Source organism: Shewanella vaxholmensis (assembly GCF_031932135.1).
GTDB lineage: Bacteria > Pseudomonadota > Gammaproteobacteria > Enterobacterales > Shewanellaceae > Shewanella > Shewanella hafniensis.
In genome coordinates this window covers 1-7,489 of sequence record NZ_JAUOEV010000042.1, presented here as the reverse complement: position 1 = coordinate 7,489, position 7,489 = coordinate 1, and the positions used below count along the sequence as shown (strand labels likewise).

The window sequence follows — 7,489 nt, the reverse complement described above, 5'->3', positions numbered from 1 at the left end:
CCTACTTTCATCACAAAGTTAACAGGAATTTTGGGGTTGTTAATGTCCTTTCTTCCATCTTCATGCCATTTTTGCTCCCACTTGGAAAAGTAATATTCCAAATCACTTGGCTCCAACTGATATATCTCTTGGAGTTCAATGTTTCTGTATATAGCAAATATCCATGGAACATTTCGGTACTTTGCAATGATTGTAGGGTTCATGTGATGATGAGTAGAGAAACTCTTTGTTAGATCGATGTTGATTGATTTTAGTTCGTACTCTTGCCCATTAATATCAACAGCATCATTACCCTCCCTACCGCTTAGAACTTGTAGGTTCGTTATTAAGATTACCTGAAGAAGTTTTCCTCCGTTATCTTGAAATATATCCTTTATGCCGTGTTTAGTTGCCAGCTCTTGATATTCCTGGATGTTCGGCCACAGGTTTTTTAATTTTTCAAAATCGCTATGAGACATTAACGCTATTCCATTAGTAGGGATGATGTATGAACATTGAGCGCTTTTGCTAAGCGTTCGATGTTATCTATGGATATGTTTCTTTCTGCTCGTTCTACTGAACCAACATAAGTTCTATGGAGCCCAGCCATGTCAGCTAGAGCCTCTTGTGATAGACCTAGCTTTCCCCGCATATCTTTGAGGTTGCGGGCTAGGATTTCTCTGGCAGATAAGGGGTTTCTATTCTTTGTCATACGCGGGATAATGAGCGCATGAAGACTTTGAATCTACAGACTATGAGTAGCAATAAGATGTTGAAAAGTGATGTTTGTCCGGCCTATGAAACTAGTAATGGTGCTGTTTACATTGGTGATTCGTTGGAGCTGCTTGAAGCCCTTCCTGACGATAGTGTGAGCTTGGTTATGACCAGCCCACCGTTTGCGTTGCTGCGGAAAAAAGAATATGGAAATTTAGAGCAGCATGAATATGTAGATTGGTTTTTGTCTTTTGCAAAAATAGTTTTTAAAAAATTAAAGCCTGATGGTAGTTTTGTAGTTGATTTTGGCGGTGCTTATATGAAAGGAGTTCCTGCTAGAAGTCTGTATAACTTTAGGGTTTTGATTCGAATGATTGATGAAGTGGGCTTCTTCTTGGCGGAAGACTTTTACTGGTTTAATCCTTCTAAATTACCAAGTCCCATCGAGTGGGTTAATAAAAGAAAGATCAGAGTTAAAGATGCAGTAAATACTGTTTGGTGGTTCAGTAAAACAGAGTGGCCAAAATCAGACATAACTAAAGTGTTGGCACCGTATAGCGATAGGATGAAAAAATTACTAGAGGATCCTGATAAGTTTTATACGCCAAAAGTTAGGCCATCTGGGCATGATATTGGTAAGTCGTTTGCAAATGATAATGGAGGGGCTATTCCTCCTAATTTATTGCAAATACCAAATACTGAATCAAATGGGCAATATCAAGCTGGATGTAAGGTTGTGGGGGTTAAGGCCCACCCAGCTAGATTCCCTGCAAAGTTACCTGAATTTTTTATTAGAATGTTGACTGAACCAGGTGATCTTGTTGTAGATATTTTTGGTGGTTCAAACACAACTGGAATGGTTGCTGAGAAAGAATCTCGAAAGTGGATTTCATTTGAAATGCAGCCAGAGTATGTCGCAACCTCCGCATTTCGCTTCCTCGATAAAGGGGTTGCTGACGAGGATGTATTGAGCATTTACAGCCGGATTATGAATGGAGATACAGTGTCGTTAGATTGTAATTTGTGCCAGAGCTTAGACTCGCCAAAATGACGCCTGCGACCCAATCGGAATTGTGTGTGACTCACTATTTTATCTGATTTTGCTGGCTCATCTCGTGAATCACTCTACACCAGACTTATTAAGGAATGCGCTAAGTGGCTATATAGGCGCAGGTTGTCAAACAACCTGCGCCCTTAGACTAACTGATACAATTAATGAATGCTGAACACGCTACTACTAATACAATTAGCAGTACGATGAACACACATGAGATTATCAGGTGTGTAATTGTTGTCGCACTCAAAAATGACAGTAAGCCGGTTAGTATATTTTCCATCAGACCTATCCTTCATAGTTTATTTTAAGAAAGAAGGCTTTTTCATTCATATGCTTAGCGCAGCATTAACGGTCTAACCGGTGCTGTTTTGTGCCAACTATATGAGACAAAAGAGTTGACGCATGTATTATAATAAACTATTATCTACCTACCACAGTAAGACATTGTCCATATAACCCCATCAAACTACAAAGCCAAGTTTTGTGGTTAAGCCATTATTGGCGCAGTAATAACCACATGTATAAAGAATAGCACATAAAAATAGGCGTGTAAAGCCAAATCTTTGATACTCTTGCTGCTTGCTTACTTTTTGCACAACCCTGGGGCCGCCACTTACGCTCTTAATTGCTCCTCCTTATGAGCTGATTAGTAATCGGTTATTTTTATCTAAAATCGTGCCCATGAATCACTCTACCCCAGACTGATTCACGCGAGCCCCTAAAACCCGCCATATTGCCCTGTTTGCGGCTATTCTGGGGCGGTTTTTTCCCTTAAGATGAATCAAATCTCTAGAGAACTGATTCAAGCCCATGCAAAACCCCGATATTGCCCCTGAAATGCGCCTGTTTACGCCCGATGGTGAACGGTTGTATTTAACCGCGGAAGAACGGCGGCGCTTCCTCGATGCCAGTGCCTTAGAATTGCCCAATGAACGGATGTTTTGCCATGTCCTGCATTACACTGGTTGTCGCCCGTCTGAGGCATTAGCTATCTCGCCCAGACATGTGATGGTCGAGGATGCGGCAATCGTTATTCGCTCCCTTAAGAAGCATAAAACCGATCCCCATGGCCGACTGAAGCAAGCGCAGTATCGAAGTGTGCCGGTGCCGCCGTTTTTGATTGAGCACTTGGATTTGGTGTTTGGCCTACGTGCGCAGCTACGCCGTGAGATGAACGCTGACAGTGTGTTATGGTCGATGAGTCGGCCTACCGCATATCGCTTAGTGAAGCGTGTTATGTACAGGGCTGGGATTGTGGGATCGCAAGCGACCGGTAAAGGTTTACGGCATGGCTTTGGTGTCGCAATGGTTACTGCGAATCCACCGGTGCCGCTGCATGTGATCAGTCAGCTAATGGGACACAGTGACAGCAAAACCACGGAAATCTATCTGCAGGTGCTGAGTGAAGAACGGCATAGTTTAGTGATGAATGCTTGGGGGCATTAGTTTTTGAGATATTTAGCTTTAATCTCATTTCTTAACGTAATATCTGCAAAGGTTTGCACCTCTTTCGGCCATTCAGGGTCTAGTTCTGGATTTGAATTTGTTACAGATTCAATGGTGTCGGCTGGTTTTTCTGATTTGTATTCAAGGCGATTGCTTAATTCGAGAATGAGCAATCTCATTTCAGATTGCTCTTTTTTCATCTCCTGTACTAACTGAAAAAGCTCATCGTAAGATGGTGTTTCATTGTGATGCTTTTCTTCTTGCTCAAGTGTTGCATCGAGTTTCATTTCTCCATAGACACGAAGTAGTTCCGATGTATCTACCAATGGGTTTCCATCACGGTCTCTTTCAATCGAAAGCTTGCCATTGTTGATGTGACGCCATAACGTTGTTCGGTTCCTTCCTACAATTTTCGCTGCTTGCGATAGGTTTAATTTTGCCATGTTGCACCAATATTTAAGCATCAAGAGATGCGGTGTTGCGTGTGTTGCAATGGATTATACGTCTAATTTTAGCTGCGCGCTCTGCTTGAACTCAAATGACAATGCGGCCACTGTTCGGCCTTTCTTTATGGTCTCGTAATTTATGGTGAGGTCTGAGCGCTGATTTAGTTCATCAACAGCCGGTTTGATCACCCACTTATTTAAGTCTCTAAACTGTGGGTATTTGTCGGAGATACCTAACGCTGAGCGGAAGTCATTCACATAGATAACTCTTTCTCCTGTAGCGTTAAATTTCATCAGAAGCTCGTATAAACGAATAGAGTGAGCTGACTGTAGGTTCGCGATATGTCGCAGCTTATAAGTTGTAAATCGGCTCTGTAAGCTACTGATATACTTCAAAACCTCATCAGTCCAAGTGATTGTTATAGCTCCTTGCCCTTTGAGTTTTTTTACTCCTTTTTGAATCCACCTAAGCTTTACCTCTTCTTGATCATCTCTTAGGACTATTACGGCATCGAAAAGGGTATCTGACGCCTTGTATAGCTCTCTATGGGCATTTTTGATGTCTATCCCCATAAGCTCAGAGAATTCAAGAGCTGTTAGGGTCATTTCCTTTGGTGCATTACCTCTAGAGTCTACTTTCCCGAGGCAAGCCAAGACTAGTTTTTGAGCTTGTACATTTAGTTTGTAACTAGCATCAATCAAGCTATTTGATTTAGTCACCGATAGGTTGTTCATTTTATGTCACTATTGTGGAGTTTGTTTTTGGGGATTCCACAATAACCATTTGTGGAATAACTATCAACGCTCTCCACAATTAACTGTGAGTATCACCGTAAATCTCTCCACCTTTAGGGGCTGTTTTACCGTAAATCTCTCCACCTTTAGGGGGTGTTTTACCGTAAATCTCTCCACCTTTAACCTCTGCAGCCCTTTGACACCAAGGGTTACAGAGGTGCTAAAAACAAGAAAGATCTTAAAGAACAAGAAAGATCTATTAAAAAGGGTTTCACCTGTGGATAAATCAGTAAATTTGAGCATTTAGCGGCTACGCCGCGACCAAGGGCTGCGCCCAAGTTCGCCTAAAGGCTCCACCCTTACCCAAAAATGCCTCGCCATTTCCTGCCGTTGGCAGGGGCGAGATCTAAAAGCACCGCTGTAGGTGAATTTTGTCTTCGACCGTTTAACTACTTCAGTGCGGATAGTCCGTTACCCTGCGGGGCTGGTTCGCTACGCTCACGGTCTAGCAGAAAGATAAGGCGAAAATCGGCAGTAAGAGTCCTAAATCAAGATTTACGGCATTTTTTCTTAAAATGGCAATCGTTCTGTCAATATCAGGATAACGATGCTTAAAACGCTTCCTAGGCGTTTTAACGAGGCCGTTATAAATCGAAAAAATAAGACGAAGCCCCTTAAAACACCGGTACTGAGGGTTTGTGGTTTTTCTTTGCCGCTGAGCGAATGCCGGCTAGCGAAGTCTGCTGGTATGCGTGAAGTGGTCAGCTTGGATACATTGAAAAAGTTACGAAATCAAATGCCATAAAGAAGCCAACATAGAGGGGGTATGTCACTCCATGTTAAGGGAGTGACATACCCCCAGGTGTGCTCCTCATGCGGGGAATGTTGGCTTCTTTTGGCATTTTAAGCGCGTGATAGCGGCCGCCGCTATTGCGTGCGAATTTGGCTTGCGGTAAAGTGACATTTCTTCCAGCGCATCTCTCGATGCTTCAATATTTCCCCTTAAGAAAAACCTTTTTTGCTCCCGTCCAACAGGACGTTTGTAGGATCACTGACTAGCACTCAGACTTGATGGCGGCGCTCAACAGAGACGCATCATTTGTGGCAATTGCCCTTAGCAACACTTGCTCAATACCCTCGTGGGTTCTTACCTGTTCTCGGCAGTAGGAACGAGCATTAACACTAAACTGACTTCCGAAATGGCCGCCTAGCGAATGCTACAGGCCGTTGTGTTGCTAATCCGCCAGAGCAAACTCTTTTCCATTGTTAATGCGCCTATTTGGCGCATTCCCCTTTTTGATTTTGTTACTTTTTCAAGGGGTTTTATGGCTTCCACTTTCTTTTTTCAGGCTAATCAATTTTTGAAGCAACACTGCGCCAGTTCATTCGCAACGAAATCGGAGCGGATTAAAACGATCCGTTTAGTCGATAAGCAATTGAGAGAATTAGGGTTTAAAAATCTGCAGTTGAAAGGGCTAAAGCCAAAACATATTGATGCACTGTTGCAAAAATGGCAGGCGAAAAACTTGTCTGCAGGGACAATTAAAAACCGGATGGTGCATATCCGTTGGCTAACCGAAAAAATAGGCAAAAAGGGCGTTATATCGCCGTCAAATTCGGATTTAGGGATCGATAAGCGGGTGTATGTCACCAATGAAAATAAGGGAAAAACGCTTACCGAAGCCCAACTTAATGCGGTGTCAGATCCGTATATAAAAATGTCGCTACAGCTTCAAGCCGCGTTTGGCTTAAGGCGCGAAGAAGCGATGAAGATGATTGTCGATAAGGCGGTTCAAGGCGATCGTTTGCTGTTGGATTCATCTTGGTGCAAAGGTGGCAGAGATCGCGCGATCCCGATTTTAACGGATGAACAGCGCCAACTATTGACACAAGCGAGCACGTTAGCCCGTGGCCGTTCGCTCATTCCGCCGCAGTTGATGTATGTGCAGCAAATGAAACGCTACGAAAATACCTGCCTTAAGATTGGCCTCGATCGGGCGCATGGCTTGCGTCACCGTTACGCGCAGCAGCGCTATGTCGCGTTAACCGGTTTCGAATGTCACGCAGTATCTGGGGTCGCGGCAAGAAGGCTGTCAGAGGCGCACAGGGCGCTAGATAAAATGGCAAGGGCAATCATTACGCAGGAGTTAGGCCATGGCCGGTTGCCGGTCACTGCTGTTTATCTGGGTTCTTAGTGCTGCTACTATCAACTCAGTGCAATATCCAATCGGGAGGCGGGCGCCATGAGTACAATTCAGATTATCGGTTTTTTTCTTATTCTCGCGACCTTTGGCACGCTGATTTATTCGGGATACTTGTTATACACCCATAGCAGCTTACCTGAGCAGTCTGGTAAGCCTCGTCAGCGTGGTAAAAAGCGTTAGTGCTTTTTTCCCTTCACTAACATATCGCTGGCGCTGTCATATACCCAATGCTCATTGGGGTCGAGTTGATGTTTTCCTAGCACATTCGCAGCCCGAACGAGCCAGTCCTGTACCTCGGGGGAATCCATTGTGAGATGACCAGGGAGCGCCAGTAACGCTGCTTTTAACGCTTGCTCTTCAGGCGTGAGTGCCATGTTCAATCCTCTTCATTTGGTCACGATATTTTCTTCATCTCGTCACGGTAGTCGTCACTTGATTGTGTTACGTTTTCAATGTATATTGATTTTGTAACTTAATCAAGGGTGACGTTTATGACAGAACAATCCAAATCAAATAACCATGGTGGCGCTCGCCCAGGTGCGGGTCGTAAAACCAAGTATGAGAAGACGGTCGTGATGCGGGTGCCTGAGAAGTATCAAGAGGTGATCAAGGCGTTGATCACCCACTTAGACGATACCGCTTACCTCAATAGCCATTATAAAAATGGGCAGGGATCTGAGCCGGTGTATCTGCGCTCGCTCGATGACAATAAGCAGAATATTACCTTTAAAACCATGCCGTTCTAGGCTGTGTTGCACAGTGCAACAGGAGCATGAAACGCAATGAGTTTTTTTGCAATGCAAAAATTTAGGGCCAAATGGGTGGGGCGTTTTTTAGCATCATTTTCTCGCAGTAAAGCATTCGCACCCTCCCTAGTTCTTATAAATTACTAAGGGTATATTTTTTTT

10 protein-coding genes are annotated in these 7,489 nt (G+C 43.8%); 5 read left to right on the top strand and 5 right to left on the bottom strand.

The window, feature by feature from the left end:
* Positions 1 to 458: PDDEXK family nuclease (locus Q4Q46_RS21165; protein WP_311907002.1), on the bottom strand; the 458-nt coding region annotated here is incomplete at its 3' end.
* 5 nt (positions 459 to 463) lie between these two features.
* Positions 464 to 691: a helix-turn-helix domain-containing protein gene (locus Q4Q46_RS21160; protein ID WP_311907000.1), complete on the bottom strand. Its 228-nt coding sequence runs from the start codon at positions 689 to 691 to the stop codon at positions 464 to 466.
* Positions 692 to 709: 18 nt separating this feature from the next.
* On the opposite strand from Q4Q46_RS21160, the gene Q4Q46_RS21155 reads away from it, so the two are divergent.
* Both Q4Q46_RS21155 and Q4Q46_RS21150 read left to right on the top strand, forming a co-directional pair.
* A complete protein-coding gene (locus tag Q4Q46_RS21155) occupies positions 710 to 1,744 on the top strand; it encodes a DNA-methyltransferase (protein ID WP_311906999.1) in 1,035 nt (344 codons plus the stop codon).
* 816 nt (positions 1,745 to 2,560) lie between these two features.
* Entirely contained in the window at positions 2,561 to 3,196 is a 636-nt protein-coding gene (locus Q4Q46_RS21150) for a tyrosine-type recombinase/integrase (protein ID WP_311906997.1), read from the top strand.
* Here the strand turns inward: Q4Q46_RS21150 and Q4Q46_RS21145 are convergent.
* Positions 3,193 to 3,639, bottom strand: coding sequence for a hypothetical protein (locus Q4Q46_RS21145; RefSeq protein ID WP_311906996.1), 447 nt, complete (start codon positions 3,637 to 3,639; stop codon positions 3,193 to 3,195). The two genes, Q4Q46_RS21150 and Q4Q46_RS21145, sit on opposite strands and share 4 nt — an antisense overlap.
* Positions 3,640 to 3,693: 54 nt before the next feature.
* Positions 3,694 to 4,377 (bottom strand): replication initiation protein, encoded by a 684-nt coding sequence (locus tag Q4Q46_RS21140; protein ID WP_311906995.1) that lies wholly within the window; start codon positions 4,375 to 4,377, stop codon positions 3,694 to 3,696.
* A 1,325-nt stretch (positions 4,378 to 5,702) separates the two neighbouring features.
* On the opposite strand from Q4Q46_RS21140, the gene Q4Q46_RS21135 reads away from it, so the two are divergent.
* On the top strand, positions 5,703 to 6,572 hold the full coding sequence (locus tag Q4Q46_RS21135) for a phage integrase N-terminal domain-containing protein (protein WP_311906994.1): 870 nt from the start codon (positions 5,703 to 5,705) through the stop codon (positions 6,570 to 6,572).
* A 48-nt stretch (positions 6,573 to 6,620) separates the two neighbouring features.
* The gene (locus Q4Q46_RS21130) at positions 6,621 to 6,761 is read left to right on the top strand and encodes a hypothetical protein (RefSeq protein WP_259216243.1); all 141 of its coding nucleotides are present in this window, start codon (positions 6,621 to 6,623) and stop codon (positions 6,759 to 6,761) included.
* Here Q4Q46_RS21130 and Q4Q46_RS21125 read toward each other — a convergent pair.
* Complete coding sequence (locus tag Q4Q46_RS21125; RefSeq protein ID WP_259484440.1) at positions 6,758 to 6,955, bottom strand: hypothetical protein; 198 nt, start codon at positions 6,953 to 6,955, stop codon at positions 6,758 to 6,760. The two genes, Q4Q46_RS21130 and Q4Q46_RS21125, sit on opposite strands and share 4 nt — an antisense overlap.
* A gap of 117 nt (positions 6,956 to 7,072) precedes the next feature.
* Between Q4Q46_RS21125 and Q4Q46_RS21120 the strand changes: the two genes are divergently transcribed.
* Positions 7,073 to 7,327 carry a hypothetical protein gene (locus tag Q4Q46_RS21120; protein WP_259216245.1) on the top strand — a complete coding sequence of 85 codons (255 nt, stop codon included), beginning with the start codon at positions 7,073 to 7,075 and terminating at the stop codon, positions 7,325 to 7,327.
* Positions 7,328 to 7,489: the final 162 nt, after the last annotated feature.